13 protein-coding genes and 1 pseudogene are annotated in these 15,795 nt (G+C 68.8%); 6 read left to right on the top strand and 8 right to left on the bottom strand.

The window, feature by feature from the left end:
• Positions 1–93 precede the first annotated feature (93 nt).
• Genes rfbA through ACWAUO_RS09030 form a run of 4 tightly spaced genes read left to right on the top strand, consistent with a single transcriptional unit; the run spans position 94 to position 3,773 of the window.
• Positions 94–963 carry a glucose-1-phosphate thymidylyltransferase RfbA gene (rfbA, locus tag ACWAUO_RS09045; RefSeq protein WP_460774821.1) on the top strand — a complete coding sequence of 290 codons (870 nt, stop codon included), beginning with the start codon at positions 94–96 and terminating at the stop codon, positions 961–963.
• Complete coding sequence (gene rfbB / locus ACWAUO_RS09040) at positions 963–1,961, top strand: dTDP-glucose 4,6-dehydratase (RefSeq protein ID WP_460774820.1); 999 nt, start codon at positions 963–965, stop codon at positions 1,959–1,961. Before rfbA ends, rfbB begins: the two co-directional genes overlap by 1 nt.
• Before the next feature lie 4 nt (positions 1,962–1,965).
• The gene (locus tag ACWAUO_RS09035; RefSeq protein ID WP_460774818.1) at positions 1,966–2,991 is read left to right on the top strand and encodes a lysylphosphatidylglycerol synthase domain-containing protein; all 1,026 of its coding nucleotides are present in this window, start codon (positions 1,966–1,968) and stop codon (positions 2,989–2,991) included.
• A gap of 35 nt (positions 2,992–3,026) precedes the next feature.
• On the top strand, positions 3,027–3,773 hold the full coding sequence (locus tag ACWAUO_RS09030; protein WP_460774817.1) for a polyprenol monophosphomannose synthase: 747 nt from the start codon (positions 3,027–3,029) through the stop codon (positions 3,771–3,773).
• Between the two features lie 2 nt (positions 3,774–3,775).
• Here ACWAUO_RS09030 and ACWAUO_RS09025 read toward each other — a convergent pair whose 3' ends face one another.
• From ACWAUO_RS09025 to ACWAUO_RS09015, 3 genes and pseudogenes are all read right to left on the bottom strand, one after another.
• Positions 3,776–5,128, bottom strand: a complete 1,353-nt coding sequence (locus ACWAUO_RS09025; RefSeq protein ID WP_460774815.1) for a hypothetical protein — start codon at positions 5,126–5,128, stop codon at positions 3,776–3,778.
• A 5-nt stretch (positions 5,129–5,133) separates the two neighbouring features.
• A pseudogene (locus ACWAUO_RS09020) lies at positions 5,134–5,685 on the bottom strand (dTDP-4-dehydrorhamnose 3,5-epimerase family protein); the annotation flags it as partial.
• A 31-nt stretch (positions 5,686–5,716) separates the two neighbouring features.
• Complete coding sequence (locus ACWAUO_RS09015; protein WP_460774814.1) at positions 5,717–6,583, bottom strand: NAD-dependent epimerase/dehydratase family protein; 867 nt, start codon at positions 6,581–6,583, stop codon at positions 5,717–5,719.
• Positions 6,584–6,642: 59 nt separating this feature from the next.
• Here ACWAUO_RS09015 and ACWAUO_RS09010 point away from each other — a divergent pair, with 59 nt between their 5' ends.
• The gene (locus ACWAUO_RS09010) at positions 6,643–7,545 is read left to right on the top strand and encodes an ABC transporter permease (RefSeq protein ID WP_460774812.1); all 903 of its coding nucleotides are present in this window, start codon (positions 6,643–6,645) and stop codon (positions 7,543–7,545) included.
• Positions 7,545–8,771: an ABC transporter ATP-binding protein gene (locus ACWAUO_RS09005; protein WP_460774810.1), complete on the top strand. Its 1,227-nt coding sequence runs from the start codon at positions 7,545–7,547 to the stop codon at positions 8,769–8,771. Before ACWAUO_RS09010 ends, ACWAUO_RS09005 begins: the two co-directional genes overlap by 1 nt.
• Before the next feature lie 27 nt (positions 8,772–8,798).
• Here ACWAUO_RS09005 and ACWAUO_RS09000 read toward each other — a convergent pair whose 3' ends face one another.
• The 5 genes from ACWAUO_RS09000 to ACWAUO_RS08980 are packed head-to-tail and all read right to left on the bottom strand — an operon-like array spanning position 8,799 to position 15,785.
• Positions 8,799–10,904, bottom strand: a complete 2,106-nt coding sequence (locus ACWAUO_RS09000; RefSeq protein WP_460774809.1) for an LGFP repeat-containing protein — start codon at positions 10,902–10,904, stop codon at positions 8,799–8,801.
• Entirely contained in the window at positions 10,901–11,422 is a 522-nt protein-coding gene (locus ACWAUO_RS08995) for a hypothetical protein (RefSeq protein ID WP_460774807.1), read from the bottom strand. Before ACWAUO_RS08995 ends, ACWAUO_RS09000 begins: the two co-directional genes overlap by 4 nt.
• A gap of 9 nt (positions 11,423–11,431) precedes the next feature.
• The gene (locus tag ACWAUO_RS08990; protein ID WP_460774806.1) at positions 11,432–12,628 is read right to left on the bottom strand and encodes an alginate O-acetyltransferase AlgX-related protein; all 1,197 of its coding nucleotides are present in this window, start codon (positions 12,626–12,628) and stop codon (positions 11,432–11,434) included.
• Positions 12,625–13,809: an acyltransferase family protein gene (locus tag ACWAUO_RS08985; protein WP_460774805.1), complete on the bottom strand. Its 1,185-nt coding sequence runs from the start codon at positions 13,807–13,809 to the stop codon at positions 12,625–12,627. Before ACWAUO_RS08985 ends, ACWAUO_RS08990 begins: the two co-directional genes overlap by 4 nt.
• Positions 13,806–15,785 (bottom strand): rhamnan synthesis F family protein, encoded by a 1,980-nt coding sequence (locus ACWAUO_RS08980; RefSeq protein WP_460774803.1) that lies wholly within the window; start codon positions 15,783–15,785, stop codon positions 13,806–13,808. The genes ACWAUO_RS08985 and ACWAUO_RS08980 overlap by 4 nt, the downstream gene beginning before the upstream one ends.
• Positions 15,786–15,795 lie beyond the last annotated feature (10 nt).

Raw genomic sequence — 15,795 nt, 5'->3', positions numbered from 1 at the left:
GCGGGCCGACCACGGCGATCCCTGAGCGACGCCCCTCCTCCGCTCAGGACCACCTCAGGGAATCGGCCGGTCCCTCTGGCAGGATGGAGTCTCGTGAAGGGCATCATCCTCGCCGGCGGTTCCGGCACGCGACTCCACCCGATCACCCTCGGGGTGTCGAAGCAGCTCATCCCGGTCTACGACAAGCCGATGGTCTACTACCCGTTGTCGACCCTCATGCTCGCGGGGATCGACGACATCCTGGTGATCACGACGCCGCACGACGCCGCCTCGTTCGAGCGGCTCCTGGGCGACGGGTCGCAGTTCGGCGTCAACATCACGTTCGCGCAGCAGCCCTCCCCGGACGGTCTGGCGCAGGCCTTCACCATCGGCGCCGACTTCATCGGCGACGACACCGTCGCGCTCGTCCTGGGTGACAACCTGCTCTACGGGCCCGGTCTGGGCACCCAGCTCAAGCGTTTCGAGGACATCCGCGGCGGTGCGGTCTTCGCCTACTGGGTGGCCGAGCCGCAGGCGTACGGCGTCGTCGAGTTCGACGCCGAGGGTCGCGCGATCTCGCTCGAGGAGAAGCCGACCGCCCCCAAGAGCAACTACGCCGTACCGGGCCTGTACTTCTACGACAACGACGTGGTCGAGATCGCCCGCGGCTTGAAGCCGAGCGCGCGTGGCGAGTACGAGATCACCGACATCAACCGCGTGTACCTCGAGCGCGGAGCCCTCCAGGTCGAGGTCCTCCCCCGCGGGACGGCATGGCTCGACACGGGCACCTTCGACCAGATGACGGATGCCGGCGACTACGTCCGTACGATGGAGCGCCGCACCGGCATGCGCATCGGGGTCCCCGAGGAGGTCGCGTGGCGTCAGGGGTTCCTGACCGACGACGAGCTGCGCGAACGCGCGCAGAAGCTGGTGAAGTCCGGGTACGGCACGTACCTGCTGGATCTGCTGGAACGAGGCTATTGATGGGTCACCTCCTGGTCACCGGCGGCGCCGGGTTCATCGGGTCGAACTTCGTCCACCACGTGGTGGCGAACACCGACCACCGCGTCACCGTGCTCGACAAGCTCACCTACGCCGGCAACCGGGCATCGCTCGAGGGCCTCGCGGAGGACCGCGTGCGCTTCGTGCAGGGCGACATCGCCGACGCGGCGCTGGTCGACGAGCTGTTCGCCGAGGTCGACGCCGTCGTGCACTACGCGGCCGAGTCCCACAACGACAATTCCCTGAACGACCCGCGTCCGTTCCTGGACACCAACATCATCGGCACCTACACGCTGCTCGAAGCGGCCCGCAAGCACGACCGCCGGCTCCACCACATCTCCACCGATGAGGTGTACGGCGACCTCGAGCTCGACGACCCGCAGCGCTTCACCGAGCAGACGCCGTACAACCCGTCGTCGCCCTACTCGTCGACGAAGGCGGGCAGCGACCTGTTGGTCCGCGCCTGGGTCCGCTCCTTCGGCGTCCGCGCGACGATCTCGAACTGCTCGAACAACTACGGACCGTTCCAGCACGTCGAGAAGTTCATCCCGAGGCAGATCACGAACGTCCTGCGCGGCATCCGGCCGAAGCTGTACGGCGCCGGCGAGAACGTGCGCGACTGGATCCACGCCGACGACCACTCCTCCGCGGTGCTGACGATCCTGGAGAAGGGCCGGATCGGCGAGACCTACCTCATCGGCGCCGACGGCGAGAAGAACAACAAGGAGGTCGTGGAGCTCATCCTGACGCTCATGGGCCGGGACGCCGACGCGTACGACCACGTGACCGACCGCGCCGGACACGACCTCCGCTACGCGATCGACTCGACGAAGCTGCGCACCGAACTCGGCTGGCAGCCGGCCTACCGCGACTTCGAGGCAGGACTGGCGGCCACGATCGACTGGTACCGCGCCAACGAGGCGTGGTGGGCACCCAGCAAGGACGCGACCGAGGCCTTCTACGCGGCCAAGGGCCACTGACATCGTGACGGACACCCCCGGAGACGTCGCGGACGACTCGGAGCCCTCCGAGGTCGCCCCGCAGCAGTCTGCGCGGCGACGTCGGCTCGGCGTGGCGATGAAGGTGCTGCGGTGGGTCCTCATCCTCACCGTCATCGGCTTCGCGGCCTGGTACTTCATCTCCATCTGGGATGAGGTCGGCCCGGTCGTCATGGAGATGAACCCGCTCTGGCTGGTCCTCTCGTTCGTCGTCCTCCTCGCGGGGATGACCATGAACGTGGCCGCGTGGGTGACCCTGCTGCGCGGGCTCGGGCACCGCGTGCCGGTGGTCCGCAGCGCCCAGATCATGCTGGTCGGTCAGCTCGGCAAGTACGTCCCGGGATCGGCCTGGGCGTATCTGCTCCAGATGGAGCTGGGCCGGCAGTACGGTGTCGCGCGCGCCCGCGTCCTGGTGGCCTCGCTGTACGCCGCCGGCATCGGCGTGGTCGCCTCGCTGCTGCTCGGCGGTGTCGCGCTCCCCCAGCTGGCCGCCGGCCTCCCCCAGCTGCTGTGGCTGTTCGCGCTGCTGCCGGTGGGACTCGCGTGCCTCCACCCGACGGTGATGACCTTCCTTGCGAACCTCGTGCTGAAGGTCTTCAAGCGTCCGCCGCTGCAGCAGCGGGTGCGGATCGGGACCACGCTGGGCGCCCTGGGCTGGACGCTCGGTTCCTACCTCCTGTACGGCGTCCACCTCATGCTGCTCACCGCGGGCGAGGCCCCGCTGTCCGAGGTGTTCCTGTTCTCCGCCGCCATCGGCATCGGGTTCACGGCGAGCCTGTTCGCATTCCTGCTGCCCTCCGGCGTCGGTGTCCGCGAGGCCGTGCTCATCGGCATGACCGGCGTCATCCTCACCGTCGCCGAGGCCTCCGCCGTCGCCCTGGTCTCCCGCGCGATGTTCACCGCGGGCGACCTGCTCACCGCCGGGGTCGCCGCGCTCGTGGCGTTCCTCCTGCACCGCCGCCTTCACCACGAGGACGCGGAGAACGCCGAGTACTCCGACATCGTCGACTGACGACTCCCACCGAATCCCGACCGAGGTACCCGCCTGTGACCATTCCCCCTGCGACGCCGTCCGTCCTGGTCGTCATCCCCACCTACAACGAGAAGGACAATCTGGGCCTGATCGTCCCGCGGGCGCTGGACGCCGTCCCGAGCGCGCACGTGCTCGTCGTCGACGACGGCAGCCCCGACGGCACCGGCGACCTGGCCGACGCGATGGCCGCGTCGGACGACCGGGTCCACGTCCTGCACCGCACCGAGAAGAACGGGCTGGGCGCGGCGTACCTCGCCGGGTTCGCCTACGGCTTCGAGCACGGCTACGACCTGCTCGTCGAGCTCGACGCCGACGGATCCCATCCCCCGGAGCGTCTGCCCGCCCTCATCGACGCGGTCGTGACGGGTCCGGCGACCGTCGGCGGCTCGATCGGTTCGCGATGGGTGCGCGGCGGCTCCGTGGTCGACTGGCCCTGGACCCGTCAGCTCATCAGCCGCGGCGGCAGTTGGTACGCCCGCACGATGCTCGGCATCCCCACCCGCGACGTGACCGCCGGCTACCGGGTGTACCGGTCCGAGGTGCTCCGCCAGGTGCTGGAGGAGTCCGTGGAGTCCCGCGGATACTGCTTCCAGATCGACCTCACCCGTCGTGTGCTCCGGCGCGGATACACGTTGGTCGAGGTCCCGATCGAGTTCCGCGAACGCGAGGCGGGCGAGTCGAAGATGAGCAGCGGCATCGTCGTCGAGGCGATGCTGCGGGTGACCCGATGGGGCTTCGAGCGGGTGCTCCGCCGCGGCTGATCTCAGCGGGTGTGCGCGAGCACCTGTTCGCAGGTCAGGTCGATCGAGCGATCGGGCGCGACCGGCAGCGTGACGACGCCCGTCGCCGGTGCGTCGGCGCACTCCGCCACCGCCTCGGCGACCGCCGGCGACCACGGGCCCACCCAGTTCCGGATCGACAGCGTCATGGTGCTGCCGTAGGAGAGCACGGCGACCAGCCCGAGGCAGGCGAGCCCCGCGACGACCCGCGGCCAGGTGCGTCCCGCAGCGCGGCGCACGATGACCGCGGCGGCGACGGGGACGACCGCGACGAGCATCATGCCGGAGGCGACGCCGTAACGGATGTTCACCACGAGCCGTTCGATCTCGCCCAGTCCCTCCTCCGCGTACATGAACCAGACGTCGCTGTTCGCCCATGCGCTCCCCGCGTAGATCGCTGCGGATCCGAGCAGGAGGGCGATGGTCAGAACCCGCTGGTCCCCGTTCCCCCAGACCAGCGCGATGACCGCGGCCGCCGTCAGCGGCACGAGGATGATCAGTGCGACGGTGACCCCACCGGCCAGGATCCAGGCCCGGATGGTCACCGGATCCGCGGTGACCAGCGGCATCACGGTGTTCACCATCCAGCCGAGCACCGTGGAGGGGACGCTCAGCGGACCGTTGCCGGTGCTGCGTCCCATCAGCACCGCGGTGCCGATCTGCAGCGCGGAGGCCACGAGGAACGCAGCACCCACCGGCCAGGACAGCCGATCGCGCGGCCGCAGGCGGAACGCGAGCAGGAACACGAAGAACACCGCCTGCACCTCGGTGCCGACGACCGCGAACGTGACGAGCGCCCAGCCGATGCTCGTCCCCCAGGTGCGGGGCCTGGCCAGCAGCAGCCACGGGACGAGCCACATCGCATAGGTGTGGATGTCCGCCAGGTTCCCCACGGTCTCCTGCGTGGCCAGCGGCAGGACCAGGGTCACTGCGGCCAGGGTCAGTCGGGCGGGGACCCACGGCACGAGGTCGCGCGAAAGCCAGTAGACGCCCGCGGCGGTGAGTCCGGTGAGCACGCTGCAGATGGCGAACACCAGCACGGCGTAGTCCGCGAGGTCGAAGAACGGGAAGATCACCGCGAGGACGAGTCGCGGCACGAAATGCTGGTACCCCGCGTAGCCGTTGAACAGGACGTTCCACGGCCCGTACTCGAGGGCCTCGTGCAGGAAGATGTTCGCGTCCTCCGCCCACACCCGGTCCTGCTCGCCGTCCGGGACCCGGAACCACGTGATGACGGCGCCGACCACCGTGATGAGCACGATGGTCACCACGGGCAGCCAGCGCGAGCCGCCGATGCGGTCGCGCAGGTCCCGCCGGACGGGCGTCGCGGCGGTCATCCGCGCAGCTCTGCCAGTCGCGGATGCAGCCGGTCCTTCTCCGAGAGTTCCGCGGCGGACAGGGCGATCGGCCACGCGATCGCGAGCTCTTCGTCGGCGAGGTTCACGAAGGTGTACTCCGACTGCGCCTGGGCGCTCCAATGCTCGTTGACCAGGTAGGTGTAGGCGGTGTTCGGCTCGAGCGTCTGATACGAGTTGCCGACGCCGCGGGGGACGAAGATCGCGGTGGTGGGGTCGAGCTCCGCGGTGAAGACCGTGCCGAAGCCGTCACCGGGACGGAGGTCGACCCAGGCGCCGAACACCCGGCCGAAGGCGATCGAGATGAGCTTCTCCCACGGCTCGGCGTGGATGCCACGGGTGGTGCCGACCGCCGTGTTGAAGGAGATGTTGTTCTGCACCGGCCCGAAGTCGGGGACGCCGATCTCGAGCATCTTCTCGCGTTGCCAGTTCTCCTTGAACCAGCCGCGGTTGTCACCGTGGACGGGCAGATCGATGAGCAGCATCCCGGGGATCGGGGTTTGCGTTGCGCGAAGGGGTTTTCCGTATTCGAGAGACATCGCCGGTCAGCTTACCGGGCGGTCCTGGAGGTCACCGTCGGGGATGCGCGGCCATGAGTTCCCGGATGCGCGAGGCATCTCCCCAGACCGCGGGCGAGTCGTAGGGACGGTCCGGGAACGCCCCGTACTCGAGGGAGATGGGCAGGCCCTGGTCGGCGATGAAGCGCTCGACCTGGTCGGCGAGCGACACCGGTTCGCCGGAGGAGCAGTTCAGGATGCCGGTCACCCCCGGCGCGGTGGAGGCGACCGCGATCTGGTCGGCGAGCTCGCGGACGTCGATGAAGTCGTACCGGTTTCGGCCGGACGTGAACGGCAGGGTGCTGTCGCCGCGCTCCACCGCCTCGAGGAGCCGGGTGAAGATCGAGTTGTTCCGTCGGTCGTCGCCGTAGATGTAGTAGCAGCGCAGCCACGCCAGCTCCACGGACTCCGGGAGGGCCAGGAACAGGGCGGAGCGCAACGCGTCCTTGGCGACGCCGTACAGCGAACGCGGGTTCGTGGGGGTCTCCGCGTCGATCGCGCCCTCCCAGTACCCCACCTCGTGCATCGTGCCGAGCACGCTCAGCCGTGGGACGCCGAGTTCGGCGACGCGGGTGAGCAGACGGTAGTGCGCCGAGAGCATCAGCATGTGGGACGGCGCGTTGTGCGTGAAGCCGTCCTGCCACGCGAGGTGCACGAACGCCCGGGTCGTCTCGTCGACGAGATCGGCGACGTCGAACGCCGGGTCGAGCACGTCCGCCTCGTGGATCTGCGCCCGCGGGTCGATCTCGGCCCCGCGGCCGGGCCGGACCACTGCGACGACCCGGTGTCCCCGGTCCAACAGCGCCGTGACCACGTGGCGGCCGATGTAGCCCGCCGCCCCGGTGACGATCACACGTTCAGCTTCCTGAGAGGTACTCATGGTGCCGTCAAGTATATTCGTCGTGTGCCCGAAGCCCGTTCTCCGCAGGACTGCGTCCGATGACCGCTGAGGCACGTTTCGCCCGGCTCGCGACGCTCCCCATGCGACCGGTCGGCGGCGACTCGGACAAGCCCGCGCACCGGATCCGGGAGATCCTGCGCCATCGCGAACTGCTGTGGCTGCTGACCCGGCGCGACCTGCAGGTGCGCTACCGCGGCAGCGCGCTCGGGTTCCTGTGGACGCTGATCCGTCCGCTGGTGATGCTGCTGACCTACTACCTCATCCTCGGCGAGGTGCTCGGCGCGGCCAAGGGCGTCCCGAACTTCGGCATCTACATCTTCTCCGGCCTGACGATCTACGCCCTGTTCTCGGAGAGCATCGGTTCGGCCGCGGGTTCCATCGTCGGCAACGGCGGGCTCGTCAAGAAGATCTACCTGCCCCGCGAGATCTTCCCGCTCGCCTCGGTCGGCGGCGCGATCTTCCTGTTCGCGATGCAGATGGTCGTGCTCATCGGCGCCATCGTGGTGTTCGGGATGTGGCCGGACCCTGCCGGGCTGGTGTACATCCTGCCCTCGATCGCGCTGGTCATCGTGTACTCACTCGCGCTCGGGCTGTTGCTGTCCGCGCTGAACGTGTACCTGCGCGACGTGCAGTACATCACCGAGATCATGCTCACCCTGCTGATGTGGGCGTCCCCCATCGTGTACTCGTGGCAGATGGTCGCCGACGTGATCGCCCGCTTCGGCCTGCCCGCATGGGTGCTGGAGATCTACACCGACAACCCGCTGACCCTCGCCGTCCTCGGTTTCCACAAGGCCCTCTGGGCGGGCGGGACCCCCGCGGACTTCCCCTCCGACCTCGCGCTGCGCATGGGGATCGCCGGGGTCGTCGGTCTCGCGTTGCTGTTCGTCGCGCACACGCTGTTCCAGCGTATGCAGGGCAGCCTGGCACAGGAGCTGTGATGGTGGGCGCCGTGAACACCCCGGAGATCGTGCGCCTGGAGCAGGTCTCGAAGACCTTCGTCGTGCGCAGCGACAACACCCTGAAGGACCGCGTGCTGAACTCGGTGAAGGCGCGCCGGTTCCGGCGCGTGCACACCGCACTGGACGGGCTCTCGCTGTCGATCCACGCCGGCACCACCGTGGGTCTGCTGGGTGCGAACGGCTCGGGCAAGAGCACCCTGCTCAAGCTCATCGGCGGCATCCTCTCCCCCGACTCGGGTGAGGTGCTCGTGCGCGGCCGCGTCGCGGCGCTCCTCGAGCTCGGCGCCGGGTTCCACCCGGAGTTGAGCGGTCGGGAGAACGTCTTCCTCAACGCGGCGCTGCTCGGCCTCACCCGCAAGGAGACCGAGGACCGGTTCGATGAGATCGTGGCCTTCTCGGGCATCGGCGACTTCATCGACAGCGAGGTGAAGTTCTACTCGTCGGGGATGTACATGCGGCTCGCGTTCGCGGTCGCGGTGCACACCGACCCGGACATCCTGCTGGTCGACGAGGTGCTGGCGGTCGGCGACGAAGCGTTCCAGCGCAAGTGCATGGACAAGATCCGCAGCTTCCAGCAGGAAGGGCGGACGATCATCATCGTCAGTCACGCGGCATCCCAGATCGCCGAACTGTGCGACGAGACCTTCGTCATGCACGAGGGCAAGGTGGCCTTCCACGGCGACGCCCAGCAGGGGTTGGGCGTCCTTCGGGACATCCTCGAGCAGGGACGCGCCGTGAGCGTCGCGGACGACGCCGAGGACGACGAGGACGACGAGGTGCCCGAGCCGCACCCGCTGCAGGTCGTCGGCGCCGAGCTCCTCGACGATGACGGTCGACCGGTCACCCGGGTGCGCCAGGGGGGCTCGGTGACCATCCGGCTCACCGTCGAGGCGTCGATGGACGTGACGAATTGGACCGCGGGCTTCGGCATCGACACCCCGAACGGTCAGATGGTCCTCGGCACCAGCAGTGACCGGCTGAAGCAGGACCTCGCGCCGCTGCGTGCGGGCGCGCGGACGGATCTCGACTTCCACATCCGCGAAGTGCACTTCGGCGTCGGCGAGTACTTCGTCAACGCGCGCGCCACGGATGTCGGCCGTTCCGACTCCGCGGTGCTGTGGCAGGCCGCGATGCTGCACGTCGAGGGCAGTGAGCGGAGCATCGGGACGGTCGCGGCGGACGTGGCGTTCGCCGCCCACCACTGACCTGGCGGGCGCGAACCGCCGTCGGCGCTACCGCGTGGTGAACGACACCCCGCGGCCGTCGGTCCGGGCAATGCCGTTCTGGAAGCGCTGCGTGCACACGCCCGCCTCGCAGACGGCGGCCGACTCCGGCCAGCCGAGCCAGGTGTTCTCCGCGCCGTAGTGGTACCACATGTCGATGATCGGCCCGTAGAAGCTGAACACGGGCTGCGCACCGACCCGCTGGGTCAGCACGCCCTTCGTGTAGTGCTGACTCCACGCGCCGCCGCCGGCCGCACCGAACCGGATGCCGTTGATCGCCGGGCCGAACCCCGCGACGCCGCCGTTCTCCCGCCAGACCGTCGCGAGCGACCCGAACGTCGCGTGCAGCCCCCAGCTCGACGAGGAGAACACGCCGCCGCCGAACTGCTGCACGCAGGCCTGTGCGTCGCAGGTGCGCGCGGAGGTCGGCCAGCCGTAGGTGCCGCGTTCGGCCTGCGCGGCCGACCATGCGGACTGGATGTCGCCGTAGGGCACCAGGAAGGTGCCCGCGGACGAGGAGGCGAGGATGCCCGCCGCGAAGTTCTGCACGGTTCCACCGCCGTTCGCGGTGACCCGAGTCGCGTCGTTGTACGCGGCTCCGAGTCCGCTGAGTCCGCCGCGCGCGTTCCACTCCTGGGCGAACGCGCCCGTCACCGCGTGCGCCCCGAAGAGCGCGGTGTCGGTGACGACGCCGCCGCCGAACGACTGCACGCACAACGACGCGTCGCATCCGTACGGCGCGGTGGGCCACCCGAGCGGCCCCTGCCAGGCGCCGCTCGCGGACCAGACCTCCTGCACCCGCGAGTACGGGACGAGCTGGAACCCGGCTGCGGACTGGGTCAGGATGCCCGCCTCGAAGTTCTGCACCCACCCGATGCCGCCGGCGGGTTCGGCGACCACCATGTCGTTGAGCGCCGCGCCGAGCGTCCCGGTCGCGCCACCGGTCGCGATCCAGTGGTCCTTCATGCCGCCCCAGAGCACGTGGGCGCCGTACGCCTGCGAGGTGGAGATCATCGCGTTCGTGAACGACTGCCAGCATCGCAGTCCCGTGGCGCACGCCTGTTCGGAGTTCGGCCACCCCATGGCGCCGGAGGGGCCGCCCTGCCGGTTGTACTCGGCCAGGATGACGTTGTCCGCCACGAACACCGTGCCGCCGTAATAGCTGCCGTACAGCGTGCCGCCGCTGAACCGCTGGTACCAGCCCTCCCCGTTCTGCGCGACGTAGACGCCGAACGAGACGGGCACACCGATGGGGCCGTTCGCACCGCCGTGCGCGTTCCAGTACGCCTGGAACCCGTCGAGCACGGTGTAGCTCCGGGGGTTGCCGAACCAGTCGGTGAACAGGCGCCAGAAGTTGCGGTTGCCGTAGGTCGAGCAGCCGTCACCGGTGCCGTAGAGGTTCGCGAGCGCCGCGGCGTTGGGCGTGTAGGGCGTGTAGATGTACAACGCGGCCGTGGCCTGGTTCTCGATGTACACGCTCTTCGTGCCGCACGCCGTGTTCGGGCTGTACAGGATGTTGTTCCATCGCTGCGCCCGGTAGCCGAAGCTGTTGGGGTTGAGCCGGTAGACCTCGAACTGCCGTGCCGCGTAGTAGACCTGGTAGAAGAAGCCGGCCACGTTCGGGTCGCACGGTGCGGTGTCCGGGCATCCCTGGCCGGTCGCCGCGGTGTAGTTCCACGACGACGGCGCACGGTTGGTGATGAGGCTCTGCTCCTTCTCGAGCAGCACGAGCAGCACCCGCTGGCTGATGCCGCAGCTGCGGGCCACGGCGTCGATGATCTGGGCGGCGGTCTGATACGCCGATCCCCGGTAGCCGTCGCAGTACTTGTCGGCGGCGATCGAACCGGTGGCCTGGCCGTAGTCGCGCAGGCACACCACACCGTTCGCGCAACTGGACACCTTGCTGTTCAGGAAGGTCTGGATGTCGGCGGCGGTCATCGAGTCGGAGTCGTAGAACACCCGGTCGTCGATGATGTAGCCCGGGTCCCAGTCCGAGGCGGACGCCGCCTCGGCCCGGTCGGGGTCGGCCGCGAGCGGGATGAGCACCGCGAGGACGACGGCGAGGATCGCAGCCAGGGCGGGGAAGCGCACGCGCGCGGACGTCCGGGTGTTCACGGCACCTCCACGCTCTGCAGGGCCGACCGGCCCTCGCCCGCGGCACCCCGGTACTCGACCGAGAGCTGCCACGTCCCGGACGAGAGGTCCCCCCGGGGGATGACCATGAGCGGGCAGTAGCTGTTCTCGCCGCTGGGGTTCACCGACACCTGCGCCGAACGGGTGACGCCGGCGAGCGACGCGGTGAGCACGCACAGACCCGCCGGATCGGTCTCGCCGGTGACGATCGCGGTCACTTCGATCCCCTCGGCCTCGAGGCCGGCGGTGATCACGGTGACCGGGACGCCCTCGGGGGTGGACGAGGGCACCGGTGTGCTGCCGGGTGCAGGCACCGTGGTGGACGGTGAAGGGCTCGCACCGGCCGACGCCGAGCCGGTGGGGGCCGGCGTCGACGTCGCGGCCCGGGTGGGGGCGGACGCCGACGGTGACGACGTCGGCTCGGGCGCGCAGGCCGCGAGCAGCAGCATCCCGCCGATGACCGGGACGATCAGCGAGCAGCGCACAACGGACCCATTCACCCGATCAGGCTAGTACGCGGCGCCGGCCGGGGGTGTATTGACGAGGTGACGCTCGGCGAGTTGCAGCACGACGACGTCGGGCCGGTACTGGGCCACGAGTTCCCTGTACTTCGGCCAGGCGCTGTAGTCCGTGTACGCGTGCCCGAACTGCCACGTCGGCGAGTAGGCCTGGTCCCAGTACGGGGAGATCGCCCCGCCCATCGAGTCCCGGATGATGAGCGCGCTCTTGCCGGTCCAGGAGGCGGGGACCGAGGTCTCCAGCGGGAGCCAGCTCGCGTCCATGACCGTCTCCCCCGGCACGGTCCGCGTCTCACCGGTGTTGTCCGTGTACGTGACCTCCTGCAGCGGCTCGCTGAAGATCGGGACGGCCCAGTCAGCCCCGGGGCTCGGCACCCCGTACGACGCCCATTCGTTGAAGTCCCCGACGATCTCGGTACCGCTGATCTCGGGCACCTGCAGCGGCGCCTGGTCCGGGTGCAGCGCGTTCGTGCACTCCGCGATCTGCTGCCAGCCGATGTACCCGCCGTAGTCGGTCCAGTGGCTGTTGCTCCAGCTGAACACGTGGGTGTCGGGGTCCTTCGCCGCCTGCAGCCGGGCGCGCAGGTCGATCACCGGCAGGTCGCCGGCGACCGACATGAACTGATCCATGATCGTGGAGCCGCGAAGCTCCTGCATCCAACCGGGGAGCTCCTCCGGATAGACGCTCGAGGTCGACGGGGTCACGATGATCTGGAAGTCGACACCCTCCGCGGCGAGCCCGTCCCGGATCGAGTCGTAGTACGCGACCCAGCGGGACAGCTCCTCCGCACTCAGCGTGGCGCGACCGACGGCCTGCGAGGCGTACTGCTCGATGTAGTCCGACCAGAAGATCCACCCGTCGTCGCCGACGAGGTACGGCTGCGCGAGCTCGTCCGCGTGGCTCTGCCAGATCTGCTCCGCACTCCCGTCGCCCGCGAGCCACGGCTCCGCGGCCGCGGGTTCGACCGCGGGGCGGCAGAGGGCGTCCGCGGCGGACCCGCCGGTGGCGGTGCTCACCGGGACCGGGTGGGTGCGCTGTTCCGCGGTGGTGACGACGCCGGTCACGAGCGCGGCGACGGAGGCGATACCGAGCAGGGTCAGCGGCGCGTACGACGCGGAGCGCCACCAGCGACGCGGGGCCTTCGGCGTCTGCCCGTGACTGGTCACTTCGGGGCCGCTCGCGGTCATTTCGCACCCGCCTTCGTGATCATCAGCGAGTCCGCCATCGACCCGGACAGCCGTTCACGCCACGCGGAGGTGCGGTCCATGACCCACAGCGCGGACCGCGGCGTCCACCGTTTCAGACTCATCGCAGGCTTCTCCACGAGGTGCCAGCTCAGATACGCGTACACGTGGACGAGCACGATGACGATCGCGTGGTACGCGAACCAGCCCCACTCCTGCACGTCGAAGAACGTCAGCAGCCACATGATCGGCCAGCCGCTGACGTAGATGCCGTAGGAGAGGTCGGCGTGCCGGTCCCAGCCGGCGAGCTTGGTGACCCGGATGCCGAACCACAGCAGCACGTAGCAGAACGCGTACTGCCCGACGAGCAGCCATCCGCCCTTCACGTAGGTGACCCCGGCGACCGCGAGGCAGGCGATCGCCAGCCGGTCGTCGATCGGCACCTTGTCGCGGAACAGGCAGAACAGCATGCCCCATGCGAACGGCGCCATGAGCAGCAGCAGCCGGAAGTCGCCGAACACGAAGCTGAGCCCCGGGAGGTCGCCGATCCCGAGCCACTGCATGGTGGACAGCCCGATGATGCCGACGGCGACGATGCCGCCGACGACCCGGTTGGCGAGCGCCCCGAAGATGCCGAGCAGCGCGACCAGGATGTACGCACCGAACTCGAACGCGAGCGTCCACGCGGACCCGTTCCAGTCGAGGATGCCGTGGTCGGTGTACAGCGGCGTCCCGGTGCCCATGCCGGCGATGTTCAGCTGGTTGAGCAGGAGGGTGAAGTTGTTGGAGAAGTAGGTGAAGGGCGACTCCGTGGCGGCGTCCCAGTACCCGTCCCACGTCCCGTGCTCCGCGAGCCACGCGATGGGCGCGAAGACGAACGCCGTCGTCAGCAGCACCAGGAAGAAGCCGGGGTAGATCCGGAGGAACCGATGCCAGAAATAGCGGACCGTGGTGGTCGAGCCCATCTTGCTCCGGGTGATGAGGAACCCGGAGAGGAAGAAGAACCCGCACAGCGCGATCCCGCCGAACGACTGCTCGTCGCTCCATTGGGCGCCGAGGTCCTTCCCACCGTAGAACCCGGCGATCGGGCCCGCGTGGGAGAAGATCACCATGAAGGCCATCAGCCACCGCAGGAAGCCGATCGAGTTGTGCCGCGGGTTGAACGCCTCGGCGAGTGTCGTCACAGGAACTCCATGTCGTCGACGGCGTCTTCCACCGGGGTGGTGACGAGGGACTTCCGCCACTTCCGGTACCGCGGGTCGACGGCGTAGCGGATGCCGCGGTACGCCGAGCGGACGGGCTTGTACCCGCGCTCGACGAGCGGGTACCACCGCGGGAAGTGGAACCGGATGTAGGCGAGCAGGTAGCCGATCGGGCCCCCGCCGAGGAAGTCGCCGGACGCGTCGAGGACGTGCACCTGGTCGATCGCGTACCCCTGGATGTTCGCGCTGATGCGGTCGAGCTTGTACTCGAGGGAGGTGTGGCTGATCGCGGCGTAGCGGGTCGTGGCGACGGTCTTGGTGTAGTACCCCAGCTCGGCGACCGCGTAGCTGAAGAGACGCTCCTGGATGTGGGCTACGCTCCCGTCGCGGTGGTTGTTCGGGGCGGGGTAGTCGCCGTAGGACCAGTCCACGTCGGTGAGCAGCTTCAGCGCCTCGGGGCGGAAGGCGAACATGCACCCGTACGGCGCGAGCGGGGTCGGTTCGTCGAAGGGCACGTGGATGCCGAGCTTCTTCGCCAGTTCCTCGGCCGCATCCTTGTTCCCGAACCAGCCGCGCCCGAGGGTCGGATACCCGATGTGGATCGTGGGCGCGTAGGCGATGCCGAGCCCCGGCTCCTTCTGGAACAGGCCCAGCAGGTTCGCGGTGTACCCGGGCGAGTTGAGCAGGTTCATGAGCTGGTGGCGCCGGAACATGTCACCGGCGTTCTTGCCCTCCTGCACCGTCTTCTTCGAATGGATCTTGAAGACGACGTCGTAGTCGTCGCTGCGGAGCACGTCGGCGCAGCCGACGAAGAACGCCCCCATGTCACGCCCGCGGTTGGACGGCAGGACCCGGATGTCGACGCGCTGCAGGTTCGGGTCGCCGCGGCCGTCGATGACCGCGCGGATGGCGGCTGCCCGCTTGTCGTCGGTGGTGGTGACGTAGAGATCGTACGGCGAGGGGATGGTCGCGCAGTGGGCGAGCATCTCGTCGGTCAGTTCTTCGTAGAAGATGTGCGCGATGACGGCCACCCGCAGCGGCGACGTCTCGTCGTAGCCGATGGCGACGTCGGGCATGATCTCGAGCATGGCCGCGTTCGTGTTGAACGCCTTCGGCTGGGAACTGCGCGAGATGTTCCGCCAGATCATGTCGACCGGGTAGCCCAGGGACTCGGCCTTCTCCGCGAACCGCCTTGCGATGATCGCGTGACGGTCGAGCAGGAGCGGGTCGTGGAAGAACGGGCGCCGCTTCAGCGCGGGGCAGCCGTCGTCGAGCAGTGCCTCCGCGTCGTAGAACGCGGGGTGCCAGGTGGAGTAGTCGTCCTTGGGGAACGCGACCTCGTGGACGAACCCCAGTTCCGAGAAGTGGTGCGTGAACCGGGACTCGTGGTTCAGGATCGAGTCGGTGTACGTCCGGATCATCGGCATATCGCGCCAGTAGCTGCGCCAGGCCTCGCTCTGGAACATGCTCTTGCGCACCGCGATCCAGTGGGACTGGATGTGACGGTGGAGCACACCCTTCCGGGTGAAGGGGTTGGGGGTCTGCTCGTCGTGGTCGGTCATCCCCCAGAAGTCCACCGCGCGGGCGTTCATGCGCTCGAAGACGGGCTCGAAGGGGTTGATCGGGCCGAACCAGGTGTAGTTCATGAGGAGGATCTCGTCGTACTCCGCGAGCCGCTCCTCCCCGAACTGGGCGAGGCCCTCCTTGTAGCCCCAGACGTCGAACCCGACGTTCTCCCGGAGCCAGATCGTGTCGGAGACCGTCTCGAGCCGGCTGCGGCCCTCATCCGTCAGGGTGCCGTTGACGATGACGAAGATGTGCTGCGCGAAGGGGCGGAGACGCTCGAGCTTGTAGAGCACGTAGTCGTCGACGTGTCCCTCGGGGTCGTAGAACAGGTAGAAGATGACGCGACGCCCGTGTTCCGGGAACTGCGCGAGTTCGCCGACTCGTTTGCTCACTGGATGACTC

The sequence above is a fragment of the Microbacterium sp. GXF7504 genome (genome assembly GCF_054798235.1).
This window is presented reverse-complemented; position numbering and strand designations above follow the sequence as displayed.

What these genes read in the sequence shown, in the direction of transcription:
- rfbB (WP_460774820.1), top strand. Translation starts at nt 963, where the DNA reads ATGGGTCACCTCCTGGTCACCGGCGGCGCCGGGTTCATCGGGTCGAAC.
- ACWAUO_RS09010 (WP_460774812.1), top strand. Translation starts at nt 6,643, where the DNA reads ATGACCGCTGAGGCACGTTTCGCCCGGCTCGCGACGCTCCCCATGCGA.
- ACWAUO_RS09015 (WP_460774814.1), bottom strand. Translation starts at nt 6,583, where the DNA reads ATGAGTACCTCTCAGGAAGCTGAACGTGTGATCGTCACCGGGGCGGCG.
- ACWAUO_RS09005 (WP_460774810.1), top strand. Translation starts at nt 7,545, where the DNA reads ATGGTGGGCGCCGTGAACACCCCGGAGATCGTGCGCCTGGAGCAGGTC.
- ACWAUO_RS08990 (WP_460774806.1), bottom strand. Translation starts at nt 12,628, where the DNA reads ATGACCGCGAGCGGCCCCGAAGTGACCAGTCACGGGCAGACGCCGAAG.
- ACWAUO_RS09025 (WP_460774815.1), bottom strand. Translation starts at nt 5,128, where the DNA reads ATGACCGCCGCGACGCCCGTCCGGCGGGACCTGCGCGACCGCATCGGC.